The organism is Streptosporangium carneum, from assembly GCF_027922005.1.
Taxonomy (GTDB): Bacteria; Actinomycetota; Actinomycetes; order Streptosporangiales; family Streptosporangiaceae; genus Streptosporangium; species Streptosporangium carneum.
In genome coordinates this window covers 51,277-74,052 of sequence record NZ_BSEV01000021.1, presented here as the reverse complement: position 1 = coordinate 74,052, position 22,776 = coordinate 51,277, and the positions used below count along the sequence as shown (strand labels likewise).

The 22,776-nt window shown below is 71.2% G+C and carries 19 protein-coding genes; 12 read left to right on the top strand and 7 right to left on the bottom strand.

The features are described from left to right. Window positions 1–99 precede the first annotated feature (99 nt). The 5 genes from PKF00_RS32510 to PKF00_RS32490 form a co-directional block, all read right to left on the bottom strand. The gene (locus PKF00_RS32510; protein ID WP_271221527.1) at window positions 100–1,491 is read right to left on the bottom strand and encodes an FAD-binding oxidoreductase; all 1,392 of its coding nucleotides are present in this window, start codon (window positions 1,489–1,491) and stop codon (window positions 100–102) included. A 338-nt stretch (window positions 1,492–1,829) separates the two neighbouring features. Beyond that, entirely contained in the window at window positions 1,830–2,636 is an 807-nt protein-coding gene (locus PKF00_RS32505; protein ID WP_271221526.1) for a hypothetical protein, read from the bottom strand. Continuing rightward, the gene (locus PKF00_RS32500; protein WP_271221525.1) at window positions 2,633–4,252 is read right to left on the bottom strand and encodes a hypothetical protein; all 1,620 of its coding nucleotides are present in this window, start codon (window positions 4,250–4,252) and stop codon (window positions 2,633–2,635) included. Before PKF00_RS32500 ends, PKF00_RS32505 begins: the two co-directional genes overlap by 4 nt. Before the next feature lie 207 nt (window positions 4,253–4,459). Further along, window positions 4,460–4,723 carry a hypothetical protein gene (locus tag PKF00_RS32495; protein ID WP_271221524.1) on the bottom strand — a complete coding sequence of 88 codons (264 nt, stop codon included), beginning with the start codon at window positions 4,721–4,723 and terminating at the stop codon, window positions 4,460–4,462. 50 nt (window positions 4,724–4,773) lie between these two features. Further along, window positions 4,774–6,003: an ADP-ribosylglycohydrolase family protein gene (locus tag PKF00_RS32490; protein ID WP_271221523.1), complete on the bottom strand. Its 1,230-nt coding sequence runs from the start codon at window positions 6,001–6,003 to the stop codon at window positions 4,774–4,776. A gap of 330 nt (window positions 6,004–6,333) precedes the next feature. On the opposite strand from PKF00_RS32490, the gene PKF00_RS32485 reads away from it, so the two are divergent. The 10 genes from PKF00_RS32485 to PKF00_RS32440 all read left to right on the top strand — a co-directional run bounded on the left by PKF00_RS32485 (window position 6,334) and on the right by PKF00_RS32440 (window position 16,562). Next, window positions 6,334–7,401: a zinc-binding dehydrogenase gene (locus PKF00_RS32485; protein ID WP_271221522.1), complete on the top strand. Its 1,068-nt coding sequence runs from the start codon at window positions 6,334–6,336 to the stop codon at window positions 7,399–7,401. Window positions 7,402–7,449: 48 nt separating this feature from the next. After that, complete coding sequence (locus PKF00_RS32480) at window positions 7,450–8,436, top strand: NADP-dependent oxidoreductase (protein ID WP_271221521.1); 987 nt, start codon at window positions 7,450–7,452, stop codon at window positions 8,434–8,436. 433 nt (window positions 8,437–8,869) lie between these two features. Next, on the top strand, window positions 8,870–9,907 hold the full coding sequence (locus PKF00_RS32475) for an ABC transporter substrate-binding protein (RefSeq protein WP_271221520.1): 1,038 nt from the start codon (window positions 8,870–8,872) through the stop codon (window positions 9,905–9,907). Between the two features lie 59 nt (window positions 9,908–9,966). Further along, complete coding sequence (locus tag PKF00_RS32470; protein WP_271221519.1) at window positions 9,967–10,926, top strand: ABC transporter permease; 960 nt, start codon at window positions 9,967–9,969, stop codon at window positions 10,924–10,926. Next, window positions 10,923–11,639 (top strand): ABC transporter ATP-binding protein, encoded by a 717-nt coding sequence (locus tag PKF00_RS32465; RefSeq protein ID WP_271221518.1) that lies wholly within the window; start codon window positions 10,923–10,925, stop codon window positions 11,637–11,639. Before PKF00_RS32470 ends, PKF00_RS32465 begins: the two co-directional genes overlap by 4 nt. A gap of 106 nt (window positions 11,640–11,745) precedes the next feature. Beyond that, on the top strand, window positions 11,746–12,861 hold the full coding sequence (locus tag PKF00_RS32460; RefSeq protein WP_271221517.1) for an ABC transporter substrate-binding protein: 1,116 nt from the start codon (window positions 11,746–11,748) through the stop codon (window positions 12,859–12,861). Beyond that, the gene (locus PKF00_RS32455; protein ID WP_271221516.1) at window positions 12,861–13,868 is read left to right on the top strand and encodes an LLM class flavin-dependent oxidoreductase; all 1,008 of its coding nucleotides are present in this window, start codon (window positions 12,861–12,863) and stop codon (window positions 13,866–13,868) included. The genes PKF00_RS32460 and PKF00_RS32455 overlap by 1 nt, the downstream gene beginning before the upstream one ends. Then, a complete protein-coding gene (locus PKF00_RS32450) occupies window positions 13,858–15,009 on the top strand; it encodes an LLM class flavin-dependent oxidoreductase (RefSeq protein WP_271221515.1) in 1,152 nt (383 codons plus the stop codon). Before PKF00_RS32455 ends, PKF00_RS32450 begins: the two co-directional genes overlap by 11 nt. Then, window positions 15,006–15,908, top strand: a complete 903-nt coding sequence (locus PKF00_RS32445; RefSeq protein ID WP_271221514.1) for an aliphatic sulfonate ABC transporter substrate-binding protein — start codon at window positions 15,006–15,008, stop codon at window positions 15,906–15,908. The genes PKF00_RS32450 and PKF00_RS32445 overlap by 4 nt, the downstream gene beginning before the upstream one ends. Before the next feature lie 171 nt (window positions 15,909–16,079). Then, on the top strand, window positions 16,080–16,562 hold the full coding sequence (locus PKF00_RS32440) for a metallophosphoesterase family protein (protein ID WP_271221513.1): 483 nt from the start codon (window positions 16,080–16,082) through the stop codon (window positions 16,560–16,562). Between the two features lie 254 nt (window positions 16,563–16,816). On the opposite strand, the gene PKF00_RS32435 is transcribed toward PKF00_RS32440, so the two are convergent. Beyond that, entirely contained in the window at window positions 16,817–18,676 is a 1,860-nt protein-coding gene (locus tag PKF00_RS32435) for a hypothetical protein (RefSeq protein ID WP_271221512.1), read from the bottom strand. A gap of 654 nt (window positions 18,677–19,330) precedes the next feature. On the opposite strand from PKF00_RS32435, the gene PKF00_RS32430 reads away from it, so the two are divergent. Further along, window positions 19,331–19,861 carry a hypothetical protein gene (locus tag PKF00_RS32430; RefSeq protein WP_271221511.1) on the top strand — a complete coding sequence of 177 codons (531 nt, stop codon included), beginning with the start codon at window positions 19,331–19,333 and terminating at the stop codon, window positions 19,859–19,861. A gap of 487 nt (window positions 19,862–20,348) precedes the next feature. Continuing rightward, window positions 20,349–21,773, top strand: a complete 1,425-nt coding sequence (locus tag PKF00_RS32425; RefSeq protein WP_271221510.1) for a PepSY-associated TM helix domain-containing protein — start codon at window positions 20,349–20,351, stop codon at window positions 21,771–21,773. Between the two features lie 81 nt (window positions 21,774–21,854). Here PKF00_RS32425 and PKF00_RS32420 read toward each other — a convergent pair whose 3' ends face one another. Then, on the bottom strand, window positions 21,855–22,658 hold the full coding sequence (locus PKF00_RS32420) for a helix-turn-helix domain-containing protein (protein WP_271221509.1): 804 nt from the start codon (window positions 22,656–22,658) through the stop codon (window positions 21,855–21,857). Window positions 22,659–22,776: the final 118 nt, after the last annotated feature.

Below are 22,776 nucleotides of genomic sequence, written 5' to 3'. Positions count from 1 at the left end.
CGTCAGGGCGACCGCCCGGCTGCGGGCCGGGCGGTCGCGCCTGACCGGTGGGGAACCGGTCGGGTGTCATGCTCCAGGGCGACGGGCGAGGCCGTGCGCTCAGTCGTCGGCGGGCGGGATGTTGCTGTTCAGCCGGAACAGGTTGGCCGGGTCGTAGACGCGCTTGACGGCGCGCAGCCTCGTCCAGGTCGGCTCCGGGTACGCCTCCTGGATCCGGGCCTCGCTGTCGTCCTCGAGGAAGTTGACGTACGCGCCGGGAACGCCCTTCTGCAGCGCCGCCGTCACCTCCTCGACCCAGCGGGTGTGCTCCTCGGCCTCGTCGGGGTTCTCGTACACGGCGGCGACGTTGAGCATTATGGCGCGGTCGCGGTGGGCGAACGCGGTGGCGTCCTGAGGTACCCGGGCCAGGGCCCCGCCGAGGACGCGCACCTGCACCGCCGCCATGCTGGCCTTCGACGTCGTGATCCGCTCCACGATCAGCGCGGCGTCGTCGAGGTCGATGTCGTCGGCGAACAGGTTGCGCGACGCGGCGACCGGGTGGTAGCCCTCCTCGTCGGGCGGATACACCTCCGGGTACGTCATCGGCCCGACGAAGTCGACGATCGGCGTGGCCAGGGCCCGGAAGGGCGCGACGGCGCGCTCGCCGGCCTCGACCTCGCCGGCGTAGACCAGCATCGCCAGGACGGCCGGCTTGCCGTGCAGTTCCTCGGGCACGAACGGCATCGGCGGCGCCGTCATGATGTTGACGATGCTGGACAACTCCTCGGGAGCCCGCTGCGCCTCCTTGACGAAGCCGTCGATGACCTCGGCCGTCGCGGGAAGCATCAGCATGCCGCCGAGGATCGTGCCGAGCTCGTGCAGCCGGAACCGCATCCGGGTCACCACGCCGAAGTTGCCGCCGCCGCCGCGGATCGCCCAGAACAGGTCGGGCTCGTGCTCGGCGTCGACCAGGCGCACCTCCCCGTCGGCGGTGACGACCTCGGCCGCCAGCAGGTCGTCGATCGTCAGGCCGTACTTGCGCGACAGGTAGCCGACGCCGCCGCCGACGGTGATGCCGCCGAGGCCCACGCTGCCGACGTCCCCGAAGCCGATGGCGAGGCCGTGCTCGGCCGCGGCGAGGCTGAAGTCCCTGGTGGTCACGCCCGGCTGGGCCCAGACGGTGCGCGTCTCAGGGTCGACCCGCAGGTCGCGCAGCGAGGACAGGTCGAGCACGATGCCGTCGTCACAGAGGGAGAAGACGCTGTGGCCGCCGCTCTTGACCGCGAACGGCACCCCGCTCTCGCGGGCCACCGAGACGACCTGCGTGACGTCGGCCGCGTCGGCGGGCTGCACGATGACGGCCGGACGCTGGTCCATCCCGCCGGGATACACGGTGCGGGCCTCGTCGTAACCGGCGTCGCCGGGCACGAGGACCCGGCCGCTGACCGTGGCACGCAGCTGCGCGATCGGCGCGGCGCTCCGTTCGGTCACCGTGTTGCTCTCGTCAACCATGGAAGGGTCTCCTATGTCCTGCGGCGGCGGTGTCATCAGGGCACGTTCGGCCCCGCATACATACGTCGACTTGATCATCGGCAAATCGACAGCCGAGGCGGAGGAATTTTCCTGTTTCGCCCGGCGGTCGCCCGCCTCCGGCGTCGGCGGGGTCGCCCCGTCTCCGGTGCGCGCCGAACTGCCGCCGCCCTGGCCGGGGCCGTCCCGCGGAGCCTCGCCGTAGCCGGTGCCGTGACCGGGAACGCTCAGCGGGACGCGCCGTCCGAAGGCGCTGGACACACCCGTGCCGACACTCGCAGTGCCGGTGCTCGGGAGCCACCACAGCCCCGGTGAAAGTACTAGGAGCCGGGCTTTTCGGACGCCGGGGAGCAGCTGTAGGTGATGAGGTAGATCTCCATGGAGATCGACCCGGGCGGGGCGGAGAGGTCGTGGAAGTTGCGGGTCACGGCGGCTCCGAAGATGCGCGGGTACGCCTCGCGGATGGCCGTGTTGACGCGGGTCGCCAGGCGGACGCCCTCTCCCGCGCCGCCGTCCGCGCCGAAGGTCAGGACCATGCCCGCGTGCTTTCCCGCCAGGTGTTCCCTGTGCTTGAGCAGCTCCTGCCTGACCTGCGAGGCCAGCGGGCCGTCACCGGCCCCGGGAGTGAGCCGGAACGAGATCGTGATCGGCTTCGCCTGGACCGCTCCGAGGCGGCTGACACAGGGGGACGGGGTCGGCCGGGGGCTCGGCGCGGTGTCCGACGAGGGGTCTGACGAGGGGTCCGTCGAGGGATCCGTCGAAGGGGACGGCGTGGGGTCCGCCGAGGTGTCCGTCGCGGGCGAGGGGGCCGGTGCGGGGCTCGGCGAGGCGTTCGCCGAGGCGGTGGAGGCGCCTGCCGAAGGACTGGAGGAATCCGAGGGGCTCGGCTGGGCGGACGCGGGATCCTCCTCGGCGGGGGACCCGGTGGCGTCCGGCAGGAGCCGTACGGCCTCGGGGAGGACCTGGGCGGTGTCCGGCAGGTCCTGGGCGACGGCCGCCGGAGACTGGGCGGGGGAGGGGGAGGGCCCCTGCGCCCCCAGCATGATGATCGTTACTCCGAGCAGCAGGTCGGCGAAGAGCCAGCCGGCCAGCAGGGACGAGGTGGAGGTCCTTCTGCGGGCGCTCACCGGGAGGTCCTCTGGCGGGCGGCCTGGCCGTTGCCGTGACCGTCCTCCTGACCGGAGTGACCGGAGTGACCGGGGCCGGGCTGAGCGAGACCGGACTGGCCGGGCTGGGCGGTGTCGCGCGGGGAGGCCTCGAAGGTGCTCGCCGCGCGGTCGACCGCGAGCTGGAGCCTGACGATCGCCTGCTTCAGGTCGGTGACCTCGCCGTCCGCGAGGCCCCCTCCCCTCGTCGGCAGTTCGGCCAGGACGCCGCCGAGCGTGCTGGGAAGCCGGTCGAGGGTGTCCCGCGTCTGCTCCAGAAGGGTGATCGTCCTGCCCGAGGCGTCGGAGGCGCGCTCGATGCGGGAGGCGTGGGCTCCGGCGGTGGCCGACCAGTCTCCGAGGGCCTCCCTGATCTCCCCGCTGGTGTTCCCGAACGTCCTGCGGAAGTCCTCGGCCGCGCCGACGAGGGTGTCGGTGACCCGTTCGCCGAGGAGGTCGACGGCCTTCTCCGTCGTCGAGCCGACGGCGTCGATCGAGACGGCCGCGCGGTCGACCGCGTAACCGATGCTCATCGTCGCGTCGACCAGCTTGTCGATCCGGGTGTCCAGCCCCGAGACGGTGCCCTGGACCGACCGCACGGACCGCACGAGCTCGTCGTTGAACGCGCGCCGCATGTCGAGGGTGGTCTGCGAGATGGTCGTCGACAGCTGGTTGCCGGCCTTGGTCACGGCCTGGCCCGTCCTGGACCCCGCGTTGTCGATCATGGCTGAGGCCCGCGCCACCACGCCGGTCAGGTCGTCGCAGGTGCTGTTGATGGTCGCCAGCTGTTTGCCGAGGAGTTCGACGCCGTCCCGCACGTCGATCGCGCTCGTGGTCAGCGCGTCGGTGGTCTTCCTGGTGGCGTCGAGGGTCAGGGTGAGCGCCTCGACGAGCTCGGTGTGCACCTTGCGCGCCATCGCGCCGACGGAGCCGATGTCGGCGGCCGTCTTGCTGAGCTCGGTTCCGAACCGGGCGGGGGAGGAGAGCCTGACTCCGCCGAGGACGAGGCTCGCCTGGGTCAGCGCGCCGCGAAGGCGTACGCGGAGGGCCGCCAGGTCCCGCTCGGCGGCCTCCTCCCTGCCGTTCTTCGTGACGTTCTCGAACACGGTCCAGAAGATGAGACAGAAGATCGCCGCGAGGGTGCAGAGCGCGATGTTGTCGAACTTGAAGAAGTCGGGCAGCCTGCCGTCGAAGCCCCGCTGCCACATCTCGAGGAAGGGCCGCCGGGCGGCGTCCAGCCCGTCGGCGTCGAGGACGTCGCCGTAGGCGCCCGTGGCCATCATCAGCCCGAGCCAGGTGATGAAGATCGGCACGAAGACGAGGGCGGGGCCGACGGCGGCGCCGAGCCTGCGACGTCGTCTCGGCTTCTTCTGGGAGGACGGGTTCTGGGAGGAGAGTTTGGCGGGTTCGCCGTCCACGAGGATGGTGTCGTCGGGGGAGAAGGCGTCGAACAGGTCGATCTCACACCAGCGTCCGGCCTTGTCGGGGTCGGTGATCGCGTCCGCGAGGTCGCGTAACTGGTCCTGGCGAGCCGTCAGATGAGGATGGTCGGCCAGCTCGCGAAGCTCGGTGACAAGCTCCTGGTCCGTCACGGACACTCGACGTCCCTCCTCGGTGCTGCTGGGCGCTGTCCGGCGATCCGGTTGGACCGATTCACGCCGCCGGAAGGCGTGATCATTTCGGCATAAGGCGTATCTGTCAAAGGGTGAAGGAGAGGGGACGGGATCGCTGACGGCGGCCGCTCGGCCGGGACCGGTCAGCTTCTCCCGCTGTGACTTCACGCGTGCGGGGTCGGCGGACGCGACCTACCCCTCACGCTCGAACCCCTCGATCAGCTTTTCATGGAATTCCTCGTGATCCTCGCTCTCCTTCGACCAGGACGGGCCGGTCATCACCGCCGCCTTGGCGTCCGCCAGTGACAGGGAGAACACTTTGGAGATCATGTACAGGGACTCCACGATCGAGCAGCCGGACTCCTTGAGGGTGGCGATCACGTCGGCCACCCCTCTCTCTTCGGCGCCTCCTTCGACAAGCTGCGCCGACAGCAGGTCCAATTCGTCCCTGTCCATGAATTCTCTTCGCAGAGCCACAGTGATCGTGCCGTCCGGGCGGGCGACGTTCAGCCGAGGGGCGAACCGCCGATCTGCGTGCGGAGCGGCTCCTGGACGGCGGACGCGCTCTCCGGCAGCCGGGGATACTTCTCCAGCCAGGCGTCGGTGACCTCGTGGCCCTCGGCGGCCTGGGCCGCGAAGTCGTCGGCGAGCTCGACGATGGTCTCGCGGCCCTCGAGGTGGCTGAGCCAGGCGGCGGGAAGGGCGGCCTCGCCGTGGAGGGCGCCCAGGAGGTTGCCGCAGACGGCGCCGGTGGAGTCGCTGTCGCCGGAGTGGTTGACCGCGAGCAGCAGCGCCTGCCGCAGGTCGCCGGGCCCGGGGTGCGCCAGCGCGCAGTAGACCGAGATGGCGAGGGCCTCCTCGGCGATCCACGCCCCGCCGAGTGACTCGACCTTCTCCGGGGTCGGGTCACCCTGCGCGGCGAGGGAGACGGCGGCGCGCAGGGCCTCGGTGGTCTCCTCGTGGGCGGGGTAGGTCGCCAGCAGGTCCATGGTCTCCCGTACGGCCCGCGTCAGCTCCTGTCCCTCCATCACGAAGTGGACGAGGGCGGCGAAGGCGCCCGCGGCGAGGTAGCCGGTGGGATGGCCGTGGGTGATCTGCGCGCACTCGGCCGCCAGGTCGAAGGCGTGCCGGGCGTCGGGCGCGTGGAACCCGAAGGGGGCCGAGCGCATGACCGTGCCGCAGCCCTTCGAGTCGGAGTTGATCGGTCCGGGCTTGCCGAACGGCGCCGCGGCGGCCTGTTCGTGGCGCAGCCCCGACAGGCAGGCGTTGCCCGGGGCCCGCCGGGAGTAGAGCCATCCCTGCTCGCGGAGCCGGCCGGTGCGGACCGCGTCGTCGGGGGGAGGCGGGGAGGCGTGCTGCTGGGTGTCCAGCCAGCGCAGATAGGCGTGCCGTACGGCGCCGCGCTCCTCGGCCCGGGCCGGTCCTCGCGCCGCGGCTCCCGGGAACGGCTCCCCGGCGTCGTGCTGTCGATCAGGGCCGGCCGCAGTGTTCGCGCGGATCAGCCCCTCCACGGTGAACAGCGTCATCTGCGTGTCGTCGGTGATCAGGCCGACCGTGCCGCGCCAGTCGGGGACGAGGCCGGTCACGCCCGCGGAGCCGTACTGGCTGCGGATCCGCTGGATCGACTCGAACTCGACGGGTGCGCCCAGCGCGTCGCCGAGCCCACCGCCCAGCAGGCACCCCCTCACGCGGCCGCGGTACTTCGACAGATCGTCGTCGGAAAGGCGCACGATCACGATCCTCCTGTTTCCGCCCGGTGCCGGGAGGAGACGCTTGTGGTTGCTCAAAGTGGATGTTCGTCAGGGGCGAACCCGCCCGAAGCGGTCGCGGCTCACGAAGGACGCCGCGCCTGCGGGAACTCTACGGTCAAAACGATGTTCGCGGGGCTGATCGTGGGATGAGTCCTGTCCGGTACGCGGCCTGCGCGTCGCCCGCCGTCGCCGGTCGCGCCCCTGTCACGGCTCGTGGCTCACGATGTCGGCTGTGAGGCCGATCACTTCCCATTGACCTCAATTTAACTTGAGGTTGGAGGCTGTGTGCGAGGCGGTCGAAGAGGAGTGATCGGGATGCGAGTCGTTCGGGTGACGAGGTTCGGGGGCCCCGAGGTGCTGGTGGCGGGGCAGGCGCCCGAACCGGTCGCGGGACCCGGGCAGGTCGTGATCGGCGTCGCCGTCGCGGACGTCCTGTTCCTGGAGACGCAGCTCCGCGGCGGCTGGGGCGCGGAGTACTTCGACGTGAGCCCGCCATACGTGCCGGGAGGCGGGGTCGGCGGGAGGGTGATCTCGGTCGGGGAGGGCGTGGACCCCGGCTGGACCGGCCGGGACGTCGTCGCCATGACCGGCGGAGGCGGGTACGCGGAGCGGGCCGTGGCATCGGTGGACGGTCTGGTCCCGGTGCCGGACGGGCTGCCCCTGGGGGAGGCGGTCGCGCTTCTCCAGATCGGTCCCGCCGCGCTGAGCCTGGTCGAGGCGGCTGAGATCAAGCCGGGGGAGCGGGTGCTGGTCACCGCGGCGGCCGGGGGTCTCGGCGGCCTGCTGGTACAGCTGGCCCACGCGGCGGGCGCCAGGGTCGTCGCGGCGGCCAGGGGCGCGCGCAAGCTGGATCTGGCCCGTGAGCTGGGCGCGGACGTCGTGGTCGACTACTCACGGCCGGACTGGGCCGAACGGGTGCGCGAGGCGGTCGGCGGCGGAGCGGGGGCGGGCGGAGGGCTGAGGGGAGGCGCGGAGGCGGGCGCGGAGGCCGGCGGGGGGCTCCGAGGAGGCGTGGAGACGGAGGCGGGGGACGAGAGGGGAGCGGACGTGGTCTTCGACGGCGTCGGCGGACGGATCGGCCGGACCTCGTTCGAGATCACGGCGCGCGGCGGCAGGTTCTTCGCCTACGGAGTGCCCAGCGGCACCTTCACCGAGATCGACCCGCGAGAGCCCCAGGGGCGCGGGGTCGGCGTCCGCGGGATCGAACAGGTGCAGTTCCTCCCTGAGGAGGCCAGGCGGCTGACCGAGCGGGCGCTGGCGGAGGCGGTCGCGGGCCGGATCAGACCGGTCATCGGGCAGACCTTCCCGCTGGAACGGGCGGCGGAGGCGCACGCCGCGATCGAGTCCCGCGACGTCGTCGGCAAGACCCTGCTGCTGGTCTGAACCTCTCGTCCCACACGTGTCCGGCGCATATTCGAAGGGAAGGCGACTGTGTCCAGGGCCATTCGTTACGCCCGTTACGGCGGGCCCGAGGTGCTCACCCTCGACGAGGTTCCCCTTCCCGAGCCGGGACCGGGGCAGGTGCGGATCGCGGTCAGGGCCGCCGGGGTCAACGGCGTCGACTGGAAGATCCGGCGCGGGCTCATGGCCCAGGACAGCGCCCACGACAGGGCCCACGACAGGGCCCACGACAGGGCCCACGACAGGGCCCACGACAGCGCCCCAGCCGAGCCCTCGGGCACCGGCGTCGAGGTCGCGGGGACCGTCGACGCGGTCGGGCCCGGCGTCGACGGATGGAGTGCGGGGCAGGCCGTCTTCGGCAGGGTCCCCTCCGGCGGCGCGGCCACGCACGCGCTGGCCGCCGCCGAGGATCTGCTGGCCAAGCCTGACTGGCTGTCGTTCGAGGAGGCCGCCGCACTGCCGGTCGCGGCCGAGACGGCCCACCGCGCCCTGGGGCAGCTCAAGGTGAGGTCCGGCCAGACGCTGCTGGTCCACGCGGTCGCCGGCGGCGTCGGACTGGTCGCCGCGCAGCTCGCCCGTGCCAGGGGCGTCGAGGTGGTCGGCACCGCCAGCGCCGTGCACCACGAGTTCCTGCGCGGTCTGGGCGTCCTGCCGGTCGTCTACGGCGACGGCCTGGCCGGGCGGGTCCGCGCCGTCGCCCCCGGCGGCGTCGACGCGGTGCTGGACGCCTCGGGCCGCGACGTGCTCGCGGTCTCCGTCGAGCTTGCGGGCGCCCCCGAGAGGGTGGTCACCATCGCCGACAGGCGCGCCGCCGAGTACGGCGTGCGGTTCTCGACCGGTTCGGCCGGCGGCGGGGCGACCCTGTCCGAGGTCTTCGCCGAGATCCTGCCCCTGATGGAGCGCGGCGCGCTCCGCGTGCCGATCGAGCGGGCCTTCCCGCTGGAGCGGACCGCCGACGCCCACCGCCTCAGCGAGGCCGGTCATCTCCGCGGCAAGGTCGTGGTCACCGTCCCGTAGGGCTTCGCCTGCCTTCCCATGATGTGGTCAAGGCCCGCGAGGATCGGCGGGCCGGCGACCCTGTTGGGAGCTGAGGGGGCCTGTCTTTTCTACGTCGGACGCGGGCGGCGGCGTTTTGGATGCCACGATGTGGGATGGGGCTTGACGGTTACTAAACCTACCTGAAATATAGGGAATGTGCCGCAAGTTCCCCTGACCCTTCGGCGGGTCGTCGATCTCATGCGCCTGGACAGCAGCCTCTGTCCGTGAGCGTGCTCCGTCTCCCACGTTGAGCTCCCGTCTCCCTTCACCGTGTCGTCGTCCCCGCGCTCCCCGCGCCGTCGACCGTAGGCGCCGTCTCGCGCGCCGCCGTTTCCGCACGCCCTCGACACCGCCCGACACGTCGGGCGTGCGTGTGTCTTCACCTCTCGATCCTCCAAAGGGGCCAGCCATCATGTGGACATCTCGCCGACGGACGCGTGCCGCGCTCGTAGTCGCGGCACTGTCGCTCACCGCTCTCACCGCCGCCTGCGGAGGCGCCGACACCGCGAAGACGGCGGCGGGCGCCGCCGGAGGCAAGGGCGGCGGAGCCGTGCTCAAGATCAAGGACCCGGGGAACTCGGGGCCGCTCGCGGTGGCGAAGAAGGAGGGGATCCTGGAGAAACGGCTGGCCGAGGTGGGAGCCACCGTGCAGTGGGGCGGGTCGTACGCCTCCTTCACGGCCACCGTCGACGCCGTCAGGTCCGGGTCGATCAACGTCCTCGAGGGAGCGATCTCGCCGGTCCTCGGCTACCTCGTCAGCGGCAAGGACATCAAGATCTTCGCGTTCACCGACCCGGTGACCGATCCGGCGGCCCCGCAGACCGACGGTCTCGTGGTGAAGCCGGACAGCCCGATCACGTCGGTGAAGGACCTGGTCGGCAAGCAGGTCGCGGTCAACAAGGGCGGGCGCGGGGAGTACCTCCTGCTGCTGGCCCTCCAGGAGGCCGGGATCCCGGCCGACCAGGTCAAGCGGGTCTACCTCAACCCCGACCAGGGCGCCTCCGCCTTCGCCACCGGCAAGGTCGACGCCTGGTGGGCGATCGTGCGGGCCTACCCCGAGGCGGTGGCCAAGGGGGCGCGGGTCGTCGTCCACGGACGTGACCTCAAGGACCAGGACCTGAACATGCAGGCCGCCCGCACCGAACTGCTCACCGAGCACCCCGAGGTGGTCCGCGTCTACCTCAAGGTCCTGCAGGAGCTCACCGCCGAGGCACAGAAGAACCCCGAGAAGTTCCAGAACGTCTTCCTCGACCAGGGGCCGACCGCCGTCTCGGGCCCCCGCCTCACCGACGAGATCGCCAGGACCAGGTACGCCAAGGTCCCGCGCTTCGCCACCGCCGCGGACGGCGCGTTCGTGACCGACGTGGCCGGGATCTTCCAGAAGTACGGCGTGCTGCCCACCGCGGTGAACCCGAACGACGTGATCTTCGACCTCAAACCGGCCGCATGACGCTCGAGAAGGTCCCCCTTGGCGTCCCCGCATCGGTGAAAGACCCTGTGGAGGCATCGGTGACATCGGTGAAGGGCCCTCCGAAGGGCCTCACGAAGGATCTCGCGAACGACTCCGCGAATGACTCCGCGAACGACTCCGCGAACGACTCCGCGCAGGGTTTCGCGAAGGAGGACGCCCCGGAGCGGGAGGTCCGGGGCGGGGCGGGGGCCACGGCCCTCGAACCGCCCCGCTACCTGGGCGGGCGCAGGCGCGGCCCCGTCGCCTCGACCGCCGTCCGCGTCCTGGTCCCGCTGCTCCTGCTCGCCGCCTGGTGGTACGGCACGGCCAGCGGGGCGATCTCCTCGGAGATCCTCGCCGGGCCGGGGGCCGTCGTCGGGGCCCTGGGCGAGCTGGTCGCCACCGGGCAGCTCGGCGACTACCTTCTGGCCTCCGCCCAGCGGGCCGGGCTGGGCGTCCTCGTCGGCGGCGGCCTCGGCCTCCTGCTCGGCGTGGTCGCCGGGCTGTCGGCCCTGGGGGAGGAGCTGGTCGACCCGACCATGCAGATGAAGCGGGCCGTGCCGTTCCTGGCCCTGGTCCCGCTGTTCATCTCCTGGTTCGGCGTCGAGGAGACGTTCAAGGTGGTCCTGATCGCGGTCGCCGCGGCCAGCCCGATGTACGCCTACACCTACCTCGGCGTCCGCGGCGTGGACCGGAAGATCGTCGAGGCGGCCAGGGGGTTCGGGCTCACCGGCACCAGGCTCGCCTTCGGGGTGATCATCCCGACCGCGCTGCCGAACATCCTGATGGCGCTGCGCATCTGCCTGTCGGTCTCGCTCACCGGCCTCATCGCGGCCGAGCAGATCGGCGCGACCGAGGGGATCGGGTACCTCGTCACCCTCGCCCAGCAGTACTACCGCACCGACTACATGGTCCTGTGCATCGTGATCTACGCGGTGCTCGGCCTGCTGATCGACCTGGCCATCAGGGGCGTCGAACGGGTCGCGATGCCGTGGCGCGGACAGGTGGCGGCCCGATGAGCGTCACCTCGGCGGACACCGCCGTCAGCATCAGGGGACTGCGCAAGGCGTTCGGGTCCAAGACCGTCCTGGACGGGATCGACCTGGAGATCCGGCGCGGGGAGTTCTTCGTCCTGCTCGGGCCGAGCGGCACCGGCAAGACCACGTTGCTGCGGATCCTGGCGGGGCTGGAGCTCCCCGACGGGGGGACCGTCCTCGCCCCGCGCCGCCGTACGACCGTCTACCAGGAGCCGCGGCTGGTCCAGGCTCGCAGGGTGCTCGCCAACGTCATCCTCGGACTGCCCCGGTCGGCCCGGGAGGCGGGGCTCGCCGCGCTGGCCGAGGTCGGCCTCGAGGGGCACGGCGGCGCATGGCCCGCCACGCTCTCCGGCGGGGAGGCGCAACGGGTCGCCCTGGCCAGGGCGCTCGTCCGCGACCCGGAGCTCCTGCTTCTCGACGAGCCGTTCGCCGCGCTCGACGCGCTGACCCGGCTGCAGATGCAGGAACTGGTCGCCGAGCTGTGCGAGCGGCACCGCCCCGCCGTCGTGCTCGTCACGCACGACGTGGACGAGGCCGTACGGCTGGCCGACCGGGTCGTGGTCCTGAGGCACGGCTCCTTCGCGGTCGAGCAGCCGATCGACCTGCCCCATCCGCGTGACCGCAACGATCCGGCGTTCCTCGCCCACCGGCGGCTGTTCCTGTCCCACCTCGGCGTGGCCACCGCCTCCCACTGAGCATCAAGGTCCCGTTCGGGCCGGCTCGGGACGGACAACCGCCCCGAGGCCGTTCAACGCGCCCAAAAAGCATTCGCAACGCCTTTCCGCAGTACAGAGGAGTCACGTGTCAACGATCGACAAGATTTGGTTCACCCGCTGCCCGGTTCCCACGGCCAGCGGCCTGGCCTTCAACCTGGGCTGGCTCAACGAGGAGTTCGGCGAGGTCGGCGTCCTGCAGGACGCGGGACCCGAGCTGTCCGAGCGTCACTTCGACCACGAGCTGCTCGGACTGTTCCGTGAGGGCGGGAACGTTCCGGCGCTGGCCGCGTTCTCCGAGGGGGCCAGGACCCGTCTGATCGGGCTGACCTGGATTGAGGAGTGGCAGTCCGTCCTGGTCCGTCCTGAGTCGGGCATCACCGACGCCGCCGGGCTGCGCGGCGCGCGCGTCGCGCTGCCGAAGTGGGCCGAGACGCGGGCGAGGAGCTTTCCCAGGGCCATGGCCCTGCACGGGATCAAGGGGGCGCTGTCCCAGGCGGGGCTCGGCTTCGACGACGTGACGTTCGTCGAGGTCGAGCAGCCGAGGTCCGACGTCGGGCGGGACGCCGCCGACCGGGCCTGGTCCTGGCCGGGAATCAGGGAACTGGCCGAGGGCGAGGTCGACGCGATCTACGTGAAGGGGGCGCGCTCCGCCGACCAGGCCAGGGAGATCGGCGCGGTGGTCGCCGTCGACCTGGACGCGCACCCGGACCGCAGGACCCGCGTCAACAACGGCACCCCGCGGCCGATCACCGTGCACGAGGACCTGCTCGCCGAGCACCCGGACCTCGTGGCCGCCTTCCTGGCCCAGACGCTGCGCGCCGCCGACTGGGCGGCGGACAACCTGGAGGCGGTCCGCGGCATCCTGGCCGCGGAGACCCGCTCCGAGGCGGACGGCGTCGTCACCGCCTACCGGGGCGACTTCCATCGCAACCTCCACCCCGACCTGTCGCGGGAGCGGCTGGAGCTGCTGCGGGTCCAGAAGGACTTCCTGCTGCTGCACGGCTTCCTGGCCGCCGACGTCGACCTCGACGCCTGGGTGGCCCACGAGCCGCTGGCCGCCGCCAGGGAACTGCTCGCCCGGCGGGGCGACGGCGGGGTCGGGGCGGACGTCCCGCGGGAGGTGTCCGTCCAGCTGTCCGGCGGGCTCTCCGGCGAGGACGGTAGGGCGGTCGCGGCGGAGCCTGACGGGGCGGTGGTCTGATGGCCTCCTTCGTGATCACACTGCCCAGCCGGGGGAATGGCGGGCGCGGCGCCAGGCCCGGTTTCCCGGGGTTCGTCACCGACCCTCGCGGAGCCTTCAACCCGTTCGACCACCTGACGCAGGCGGGCAGGGCCGCCGAGATCGCGGCCTTCCACGGCGCGCTCGCTCCCTTCGACCCGCAGGGCGAGGAGTCGCTGGTCGCCGCGGCGAGCCTGCTCAGGCAGAGCCGCTGGCTGCGGGTGGTCGCCGGATTCCACCCCGGCGTCGCCACCCCCGTCTACGCGGCCAAGGTCTCGGCCTCGCTGCAACGCTTCTCCGGCGACCGCCTCGACTGGCGGATCTCCGTCGACCTCGACCCGGCGGTCGCCAGAGCCCAGGGCGACTTCCTCGAGGGCGCGGACCGCTACGCGCGGGCCGAGGAGTTCCTCACCGTCGCCAAGGGCGTCTGGTCGCAGGAGGACTACACCTACGAGGGGCGCTTCTACCAGGTGCTCGCCGGCGGCTTCCTGTCCCCGCTCGCAGGGCGGGCCTTCCCCAGGGTCCACCTCTCCGGGACCTCGAAGGAGGCTCTCGCGCTGTCCGCCCGCCACGCGGACGTGCACGTCTTCGAGCCAGGCGACGACATCGAGGCCGTCGACCTCCCGGGCGTCACGTACGGCCTGCGGCTGCCGGTGCTGGCCAGGGACGACGAGGACGAGGCGTGGCGGGCGGCGCGACGTCTGTGGTCAGGCGGCGGCGGAGCGGCCGACGCCCTCCCGGATCCGGACCCGCGGACCGGGCTGTGGGCCGGGTTCGGCCCGCCGGACCCCGGCTCCGCGCCGGGCACGGGTTCCTCCCGCGCCGGGCTGGTCGGCTCCTTCGAGACCGTCGCGGCCGGGATCAGAGGCTACATCGACCGGGGTGTCGGCGCTTTCCTCCTTGAGGCGACGCCGCACATCGAGGAGACCTACCGCCTGGGCGAGCGGTTGCTGCCGCTGCTGGCGAAGGAGGGCGCTCATGTCCGTTGACATCTACTGGCGCATCGGGACGCACGGCGACCAGCCGTCGCTCCGCAGAAGGGTCGTCAGCCGGGGCGAGTGGGCGCCCGTGGTCGAGGGAAGCCTCGCCCCCGGCGTCCGTGACGGGCGGCGCGACGACTACAGCTACGTCGAGCACATGGGGGACGTCGCCAGGGCCTCGGAGGTCTCCGGGTTCGTCGGCGGGCTGCTCCCGTCGTTCCCGAACACCGACGACCCGTGGGCGACGGCGGCGACCCTGGCCAGGGAGACGACGACCTACCGGTTCATGATCGCTTTCCAGCCCGGGTTCCTGCACCCGGTGCAGGCCGCGCGGATGTCGGCCAGCCTGCAGCGGGCCACGGGAGGGCGGGTCGTCTACAACGTCATCTCCGGCGGCGGCGGTCCCGACCAGCTCTGGTGGGGTGACAAGGTCGACCACGACGACCGCTACGCGCGCACCTCGGAGTTCCTCGACGTGCTCAGGGGCGTCTGGGACGGCGGTCCCTTCGACTTCGAGGGGCGTTTCTACCGGGTCGAGGGGGCGGGCCTGCCCCAGGAGCTGACCGGGCAGCCGTTCCCGGAGATCTACTTCTCCGGGTCGTCCAAGGCGGCCATCGACGCCGCGGGGCGGCACGCGGACTACTACCTGTCGTGGCTGGAGCCGTTCCACGCGCTGGCGGAGAAGTTCGACCAGGTCAGAGCCAACAGCGACCGCACGCCCAAGTTCGCGGTCCGGATCGACGTGGTGGCCCGCGAGACCGAGGAGGAGGCCTGGGACGAGATCCGCAGGGGCTGGGACAACATCGACCCCACCGTGCTCCGCGGAGCCACGGGCGACTCCATCGGCTGGCAGCGCAGCCAGTCGTTCGTCACCGGCGCCATCACCGGTCACCGCGACCTGGAGGTCACGCCCAACGTGTGGGGCGGCTTCCACCTGCTGCGCGGCGGGCCCGCGTTCGGCCTGGTCGGCAGCTACGAGCAGGTCGCGGAGCGGCTCGACGAACTGATCAACCTCGGTGTCGGCGCGTTCATCCTCGCCGGCGTGCCGCACCTGGAGGAGGCCTACCGCGTCGGCGAGAACGTTCTCCCGCTGCTGCGCGGCCACGACCTCCGCATCGATTCACCACTACTGGAAGGAACCTCGTCATGAGCGTCCGAGTCGGCTACTTCCCCCACAACAACTCCCTGTGGGTGCTGCGTCACCGCGGCATCCTGGAGCGCGCGATCCCCGACGTCGAGTGGGTCGACCTGCGCGACCTTCCCGCCGGTGACAAGCCCGAGGCGACCGAGGGGCTGCCCTCCCTGCACGGCGACCACCTCTTCGACGGCGGCTACGACTTCATCGGCACCGGCTCCACGCCGCCGGTCACCGCCCAGGGCAAGGGACACGACATCGTCTACGTCGCGGTGTCCGGCTCGCGCCACGAGAACGGCAGGCTCGTCGTGAAGGACGACTCGCCGATCGCCTCCCTGGAGGACCTGAAGGGCAGGCGGGTCGCGCTCGGGCACGGCTCCTGGCAGACGACGCTGCTGCTGTTCGCGCTCGACAAGGCCGGACTGACCTGGAAGGACATCGTGCCCGTCGACGCCGGGGTCGACGCGGGCGAGCTCTTCCTCAACGGCGAGGTGGACGCGTGGGTCGGCTCCTACCCCTCGCTCAGCAAGGTCGAGGCGCAGACGCCGGTCCGCGAGCTGGTCGCCACCGACGGGCTGTTCAGCCACCGCTCGCTCTGGTTCACCCGGCGTGACTTCGCCGAGCAGCACCCCGAGCAGCTCGCCGCGATCGTCGCCGCCCTGCAGGAGTCGGACGCCTGGATCCAGGAGAACCACCGCGAGGCGGCCGAGCTGTTCGCGGCCGACGACGGCGGCGACCTCGACCACTGGGAGAACGCCCTGCGCAAGCGTCCCTTCGGGCTGCACCCCGTGACCGAGGAGTTCGTGGCGGAGCAGCAGCGCGCCGCCGACCTCTTCCACGCCAGCGGCCTGATCGACCGGAAGATCACCGTCGCGGACGCGGTCGACCCGGAGATCGCCAAGCTGCTCAGCTGACGACCGGGTTCACCTGATCGCGGCAGACCGGGCGGTCGTCGGCAGGGTGATCGCGGGGCGGGAGCCGTACGGCCTCCTTGAGGGAATCACCTCTTCGAGGGGGTCGGCGGCCCGGCCTGCCCGGATGCCGCCCGGACGACGGGGGAGGGAGCGGCGGGGGAGAATGGCGGGATGAAGGTGGTCGTCCTCGCTGACACCCACGCGCCGCGCCGGTGGAAGTCCTGCCCCGCCGCGGTGGCCGAGCACCTGCGCGGCGCGGACCTGATCCTGCACGCCGGGGACGTCTGCACCGCCGGAGTGCTGGACGAACTGGCCGCCTACGCGCCGGTCCACGTCGTCAAGGGCAACAACGACGGCCCCGACATAGCGGCGCCCGAGACCCTCGAACTCGACCTCGACGGGCTGCGGGTGGCGATGATCCACGACAGCGGCGCGGCGAAGGGACGGCCGGCTCGCATGCGCCGCCGGTTTCCCACGGCGGACCTGGTCGTCTTCGGGCACTCGCACATCCCGCTCGACGAGAGCGACGGCGGACTGCGCCTGTTCAACCCGGGCTCGCCGACCGACCGGCGGCGTCAGCCCCACGGCACCGTCGGCCTGCTGCGGATCGAGGACGGCCTCCTCGCCGAGGCCAGGATCGTCGCGGTCACCTGACCGGCCGCTCCGGCGCGGCCGACTCTCAGACCCGCAGGCCTTCGACCTCGGCGATCGCGCGGGTGATAGAGCCGAAGATCTTGTCTCTTGTGCGGGTCTGTATGGAGTCGCAGGTTTCTCTCAGAAGAGATTTCACCGCTTCCCGATCTTTGAGTAGCTCATTGTCGGGCAACACGGACGATCGCACATATTCGATAGGTTCTAGGACATAGACCCCATCGGGAGAGTCGTTCCCCAAGATCGATACCGCCCCTCTAGATAACAGTATTTTCATTGAGGACGGTCTCTTTCCGCAAGAGCCTTCGATATGCGTTCGACCTGACTATTGACTGCACCAGCACGTACACGAGATTGACGCTCGCCAGGTAGATGAGCACCGACCACCACCATCGCACCTCGACGCCCAGCAGGGGGGCCGGTTCGCCGACGCGACCGGGGGGCGGCAGGGAGGCGGGCTCCGCCCCGGTCTTCTCCGCGAGGCTGCCGGAGACGATGAACAGGACGGAGGCCGCCATGGACACGAAGCCGCCAAGGATCAGGGAGCAGCGCGCGGCGAGGGAGGATCGGAGAATCGCCTCGGTGTCCGAGGAGAAGCCGAACCAGGAGGCGGCCACAGCCGGCAGGACGAGAAGGATCGCGGGGATGTCGCTGTCGCGCTCAAGCCCGCCGGTCTCGGCGAAACCGACCGCGCTGATCAGGAGCACCGAGGTCACGGCCGTGATGACCGCGCTGGCCAGCGTCCCCGGGGGCACCTCCCCGAAGGAGGTGGAGATCTTGATGTTCTTCTGCTTCAGGTCGGCGAAGCCCCGCATGTAGAGGTGGGCGTAGTTCTGGCCTCGTTTGCGAAGCAACTGGAAGTAGGGCTCGGCGTGGCCGTTGCGAGGGGACGGCGGCTGTAGGTGGACGCATCCTCCGCGACCGTCCGTCTCCACCTCCGAGCCGCTCAGCTTCTGGCCGCACTCGACGCATCGGAGGGTCTGCTCCATGAGGTACTGCGACGCCGGGGCCTTCACCTGCAGGTGGTAGGACTTCGAGTTGAAGGCCATGCCCGGGACCATTTGCAGGGTCACCGGCCTCAGTCCGAGCATGAGGCGGAGCCAGTGGCGAAGCTGCTTCGACTTGTTGGGGGGAATGGTGGTGCGACAGTAGGAGATCTGCAGGCGCCGGGTCTCGGGCAGGTCGGGCACGATCGCGACGACGGGTGTGGAATGGGCGAGTGTCTTGACGAACTCTCGTAGCCATGTGACGTTCCGGGATTCCACGCCGTCCCTCGTCCTCAGGCCAAGGTGGGCGAACGCCGCAAGAATGGTCTTTTCCACTGTTTTATCAGAAACAGGCTTATTGCTGCACATGAGCATGAGGAAGAGGGCTTCTGCAGTATCAATCCCATCCGGGGTGATGTTTTCGTCATCCGTGGCCTTGGGGAGCGCCGCGTGCACCAGAAGGTGGAGCGACGAGGATATGAGCTGGACGGTCTCCTCGTAGCAAAGGATGTCGACGCTTCTGTCCTCGCGGTCCCGGACCTGAAAGTTGTCGATCATCTCCCTTTTCGAGCAGTTCAGGATGGGGACGTAGGTCTCCGGGTGGATTTCGTCCGCGGGAGCCTCGTTCTTCCCCGCGCCCTCCTCCCGGAAGACGTCGATGAGGGCGTCGGACAGCGCCATTTCGATCCTGACGTCCTGCACGATCACCCGGCCTTCGAGGGAGACGGTCTCCACCGTCCGGGTCCTGGACTTCTCCGGCTGGAGGACCAGGGAGATGAACATGGGCAGAGCGGCCATTTTTCCGGAGTTCGCGGCTTCGGCGCGGAGTTCGAAGGCCCGTTCCAGATCGGAGATGCTCGTGTCGAGGGCGGAGGTGTCCTCGCCGTCCGCGGGGAGGGGGAGTGTGGTCGTGGCCTGACTCTTGTAGCGGTGGTTGATCACCGTGATCAGTGCCACCACCAGCAGCGCCCAGATGACGACCGTCCATGGTTGCGGATCGAACAGCGGCCGCGGCGCCGGCGGCGAGGCCTTGGGCGGGACGTGCCCCCACGGCATCGGCATGAAGGCGGGCCAGGCCAACGCCAGGACGCCGAGCCCCAGTGTGGCCGATCCGAGTTTGAACCATTTCATGGGACGGTTGCCCAACCTCTCTCCCCCACTTGGGCTGTTTCGTCTTATGTGACGTAGAGATAATCGCCCTGAGTGTGTGATTGGTTTGCCAAAAATCCGGTCAGGGGTGCCTTCTTCATCAAAACGAGACCAAGTTGGACGGAGGTCCGGAGTTCCATTCTGGGAAAACATGGCAGATAGCCAAATTCTTGGCATATCGGACTGGTGTCCGGGTGAAGAACCCGTAGGTCCGCCTCGACGGAGGAGCCCGTCGGAGGCGTGATCTCTGCGGGGGTTCACGTGATCCGCCGATGACCGACGTGAATCGACGACGCGCCGCATTCGCGTGCGAGTGGTTCCGGCGACCGGCCCTGAAGAGTGCCCCGAAGGGGAGGCGGCGCCGGGCCCTCGCCCGCGCGTCATGGGCTCAGCCGGTGACGCGCGCCTCGCGCACGTCCACCGGGCCCATGGCCGAGAGAGCCTGCCGCAGGGCGGCGCGCGGCACGCCCTCATCGTGTATGGGCGGGGGTGGAAGGAGGCGGCGGCGTGCGCGGCGGGGCGGGGCGGGTGCCGGGTGAGGACCGTCCGGCCGGGGGCGCGTCGAGCCCGTTAAGCGATCCTCAATATGGAATTAAGAGGATTGGTGCTTTCGCTGCTTTCTGTCACTATTGCCTCATGCATGCCATTCGCCTTGTGCGCGCCGCGGTGTTCGCGGTCGTCTGCGTGATGGCGTCACTGGTCATGCACATGCTCGCCGGGGGCGGCGAGGTGTCCCCGGGAGTCCTGGTCGGCGCGCTGCCGCTGACCGGCGCGGGGGCGTTCGTCCTCGCCCGGCGGCAGCGCGGGTTCGGCGTCCTGATGGGCGCGAGCCTCGCCACCCAGTACGGCCTGCACACCTGGTTCTCCGCCGCGGCCGTCTCCCAGCCGGTGCTGTTCGAACACCGGCACGGCGCGGGCCTGTCCATGCTGCTGGTCCACGTCGCGGCGGCGTTGCTGTCCGCCTACTGGCTGGAGCGCGGAGAGTCGGCGCTGGCGACGATCCTGCGTCTGCTCCTCGCCTCGGTCCTCACCCTTCTGGTGTGGCGGGCCCCCGTGGTCCCGCGTGTGGCCTCACCCGCCCGCGACGACGGCCGGGTCCCGTTCGTCACCCGGCTGCTCGCCGCGGCCGTCTCCCGGCGCGGGCCGCCGGTTCCTCTCCCCGCCTGATTCCCCCGACGCCGGGATCCTCCGGCCGGACGGCCGTGTGCCCGAGAGGTCGCCGGACACTCGGCGGCCGGACGGTCCGGCGGCCGGAAGGCCGTGTTCCACCGTTCGGAACCCGCCGTGGGAATCCCCTGATCGGGGTCGCCCGACCGGTCCCGCCCGCCCGTCCGGGCGTCGTCGCGTCCGCGGCGACGCCACGGCCGCCGCGCGACGCCGTCGTCCGCGCGGCGACGCGCTCGTCCCGTGGCGAGGCGGCGGCCTCTCGTGCGACCTCCGCCGGAGTGACGCGTCTTCCCGTTCACGCCGTCCGTCGGCGCGCGTGTCCTCCGAGTCCCCCACCCAGGTGACGTGTGCCGGTTCACCGGCCGCGTTCCCGCCTCCCGTCGGGCGGCGCGTGTCCGTTCCACGTGCCTCCCGCGCCCCGTACGTCCCCCCAGCCGGGTCTGCGGCGTGTTCATCCACGCGCCCTTCCCGTGAACGGAGAACCACCATGACGTCCGACGTCGAAGTCCAGCCGTCCGCCGAACCCTCCCGCCCACCGACCCCGTCCGCCCCCCGCACCTGGGCCGCCCTGCGCCCGCTTCTGCTCCGTCTGCACTTCTACGCGGGGATCCTCGTCGCGCCCTTCCTGTTCGTCGCGGCGACGAGCGGCCTGCTGTACGCCGCGTCCTTCCAGCTGGAGAGAGCAGTCCACGCCCACGAGCTGACGGTTCCGGTCCAGGAGGATCAGCGGGCCGACCTGCCGCTGTCACGGCAGATCGCCGCGGCCAGGGCCGCGCACCCCGAGGGCGTCGTCGCCGCCGTACGGCCCGCGGCCGAGCCGGGGGAGACCACCCGGGTCCTGCTCGACGTGCCCGGCCTGGCGGAGAGCACCCGGCTCGCGGTCTTCGTCGCGCCCCGGACCGGCGAGGTCAGGGGGGCGCTGGAGAGCTACGGCAGCTCGGCCGCCCTGCCGGTCCGCACCTGGATCTCCGGCCTGCACCGCAACCTGCATCTGGGCGAGCCGGGACGGCTCTACAGTGAGCTGGCCGCGAGCTGGCTGTGGGTCGTCGCCCTCGGGGGGCTGGTGCTGTGGCTGAGCCGCCGCCGCAGAGCGGGACGCCGTCTGCGCGGCGTGATCGCCCCGGAGCGCGGGGGCTCCGGCCTGCGACGGGCGCTGTCCTGGCACGGCTCGCTCGGCCTGTGGGCCGTGGCCGGCCTGCTCTTCCTGTCGGCGACCGGCCTCACCTGGTCGAAGTACGCCGGCGGGAACGTCGACGTGATCCAGGGTGCGCTGGGCTGGTCCACCCCGGCCCTGTCAACCTCCGCGTCAACCTCCGCGTCGGCCTCCGCCGGAGACCACGCCGCGCACTCCGGTGACGCCCACGGCTCCCCGGACGCCGCCGTCGTCGACGTCGACCGGGTCGCGGAGGCCGCCGCGGCCGGCGGCCTGTCCGGCCCGCTGGAGATCGCCTGGCCCGCCAAGCCAGGCGGCGTCTACGTCGTCAAGGAGATGGACCGGCTCTGGCCGCAGCGCAACGACCAGGTCGCGGTCGATCCGGTCGGCGGCCAGATCGTCGGCGAGCTGCGCTTCGACGACTTCCCGCTCGTGGCCAAGCTCATCCGCTGGGGCATCGACGGCCACATGGGCGTGCTGTTCGGCCTGGCCAACCAGATCCTGCTGGCCGCGCTCGCCGTGGGGCTGATGTCGGTCATCGTGCTGGGCTACCGGATGTGGTGGCTGCGTCGTCCGACCCGCGGCTTCGGAGCCCCCTACGAGCGAGGCTCCCTGCGGCGGCTGCCCTGGAGGCTGACCCTTCCGCTGGCCGTCGTGGTGGTCGCGGTCGGCGTCTTCGTCCCGCTGCTTGGGATCTCCCTGCTCGGCTTCCTCGTCCTCGACGTCGTGCTCGGCAGGATCGGGGCCGCCCGCCGCTGATCCGACGTCACCGGCCGGACGGGGGCACGGCGTCCGCCGCGTCCCCGTTCCCTCCGCCCCCGTGCGCCGGGCGGAGGGCGGTCAGTCGGGGTGGTGCTGGTGCTGGAGGTAGGCGGCGGTCTCCGGATTGGCGGGGAAGTACGCCTCGATGGCCAGTTCCGCGACCGTGATGTCCAGCGGGGTGCCGAAGGTGGCCATCGTGCTGAAGAAGGCGAGCTCCCGGTAGCCGCGGCGCAGCCTGAGCGGGACCACTATGTCGCCGGGCCCCGGCCGTTCGATCTCGGGCTCCGGCTGGTCGCAGGGGTAGTCGTCCAGCTCACGCCAGAGCGCGGTCAGGTCGGGGTCGGCGGTGAGGCTGATCTGGCGGCGCAGCCTGTGCAGCAGGTGGGCCCGCCACTCGCCGAGGTTGGTGATCCGCTGGGCCATCCCCTTGGGGTGCAGGCTCAGCCGGAGCACGTTGACCGGCGCGACGAGCAGCTCGGGGGCCACGCCGCGGAGCAGGACGCCGGTGGCCGCGTTGCGGTCGATGAGGTTCCAGCGCTGGTCGACGACCACCGCCGGGTACGGCTCGTGCCCACTCAGCACCTGGCCCAGCGCCTCCCTGACCGACGCCATCTGCGGGGAGCTGAGGGGAGTCTCCGCGTAGACCGGGGCGAAGCCTCCGGAGAGCAGCAGGTGGTTGCGCTCGCGCAGCGGCAGGTCGAGTTCCTCGGCGAGGTGCAGGATCATGTCCCGGCTCGGCTTGGACCGGCCGGTCTCGACGAAACTCAGGTGCTTGGTGGAGATGTCCGCCTGGATCGCGAGGTCCATCTGGCTCATGCGCCGACGTTCTCGCCACTGGCGCAGCAGTTCGCCGACGGGGCGGGACGCGCTGGCAGTGGTCACAAATAACACGATAACGGCCTCGACTTTGCAAAACCATTACCGTTCGCGTAACGCATGACGTGATGCCCTCCGCCGGCCCCCTGTCACCGGCCCCGCCCACCAGGGCCGGTCGGCGGCG

Coding starts and splice junctions, on each gene's coding strand:
- PKF00_RS32510 (WP_271221527.1), bottom strand. CDS start 1,491: ATGGTTGACGAGAGCAACACGGTGACCGAACGGAGCGCCGCGCCGATC.
- PKF00_RS32495 (WP_271221524.1), bottom strand. CDS start 4,723: ATGGACAGGGACGAATTGGACCTGCTGTCGGCGCAGCTTGTCGAAGGA.
- PKF00_RS32485 (WP_271221522.1), top strand. CDS start 6,334: ATGCGAGTCGTTCGGGTGACGAGGTTCGGGGGCCCCGAGGTGCTGGTG.
- PKF00_RS32475 (WP_271221520.1), top strand. CDS start 8,870: ATGTGGACATCTCGCCGACGGACGCGTGCCGCGCTCGTAGTCGCGGCA.
- PKF00_RS32465 (WP_271221518.1), top strand. CDS start 10,923: ATGAGCGTCACCTCGGCGGACACCGCCGTCAGCATCAGGGGACTGCGC.
- PKF00_RS32455 (WP_271221516.1), top strand. CDS start 12,861: ATGGCCTCCTTCGTGATCACACTGCCCAGCCGGGGGAATGGCGGGCGC.
- PKF00_RS32450 (WP_271221515.1), top strand. CDS start 13,858: ATGTCCGTTGACATCTACTGGCGCATCGGGACGCACGGCGACCAGCCG.
- PKF00_RS32445 (WP_271221514.1), top strand. CDS start 15,006: ATGAGCGTCCGAGTCGGCTACTTCCCCCACAACAACTCCCTGTGGGTG.
- PKF00_RS32440 (WP_271221513.1), top strand. CDS start 16,080: ATGAAGGTGGTCGTCCTCGCTGACACCCACGCGCCGCGCCGGTGGAAG.
- PKF00_RS32435 (WP_271221512.1), bottom strand. CDS start 18,676: ATGAAATGGTTCAAACTCGGATCGGCCACACTGGGGCTCGGCGTCCTG.
- PKF00_RS32430 (WP_271221511.1), top strand. CDS start 19,331: ATGCATGCCATTCGCCTTGTGCGCGCCGCGGTGTTCGCGGTCGTCTGC.
- PKF00_RS32425 (WP_271221510.1), top strand. CDS start 20,349: ATGACGTCCGACGTCGAAGTCCAGCCGTCCGCCGAACCCTCCCGCCCA.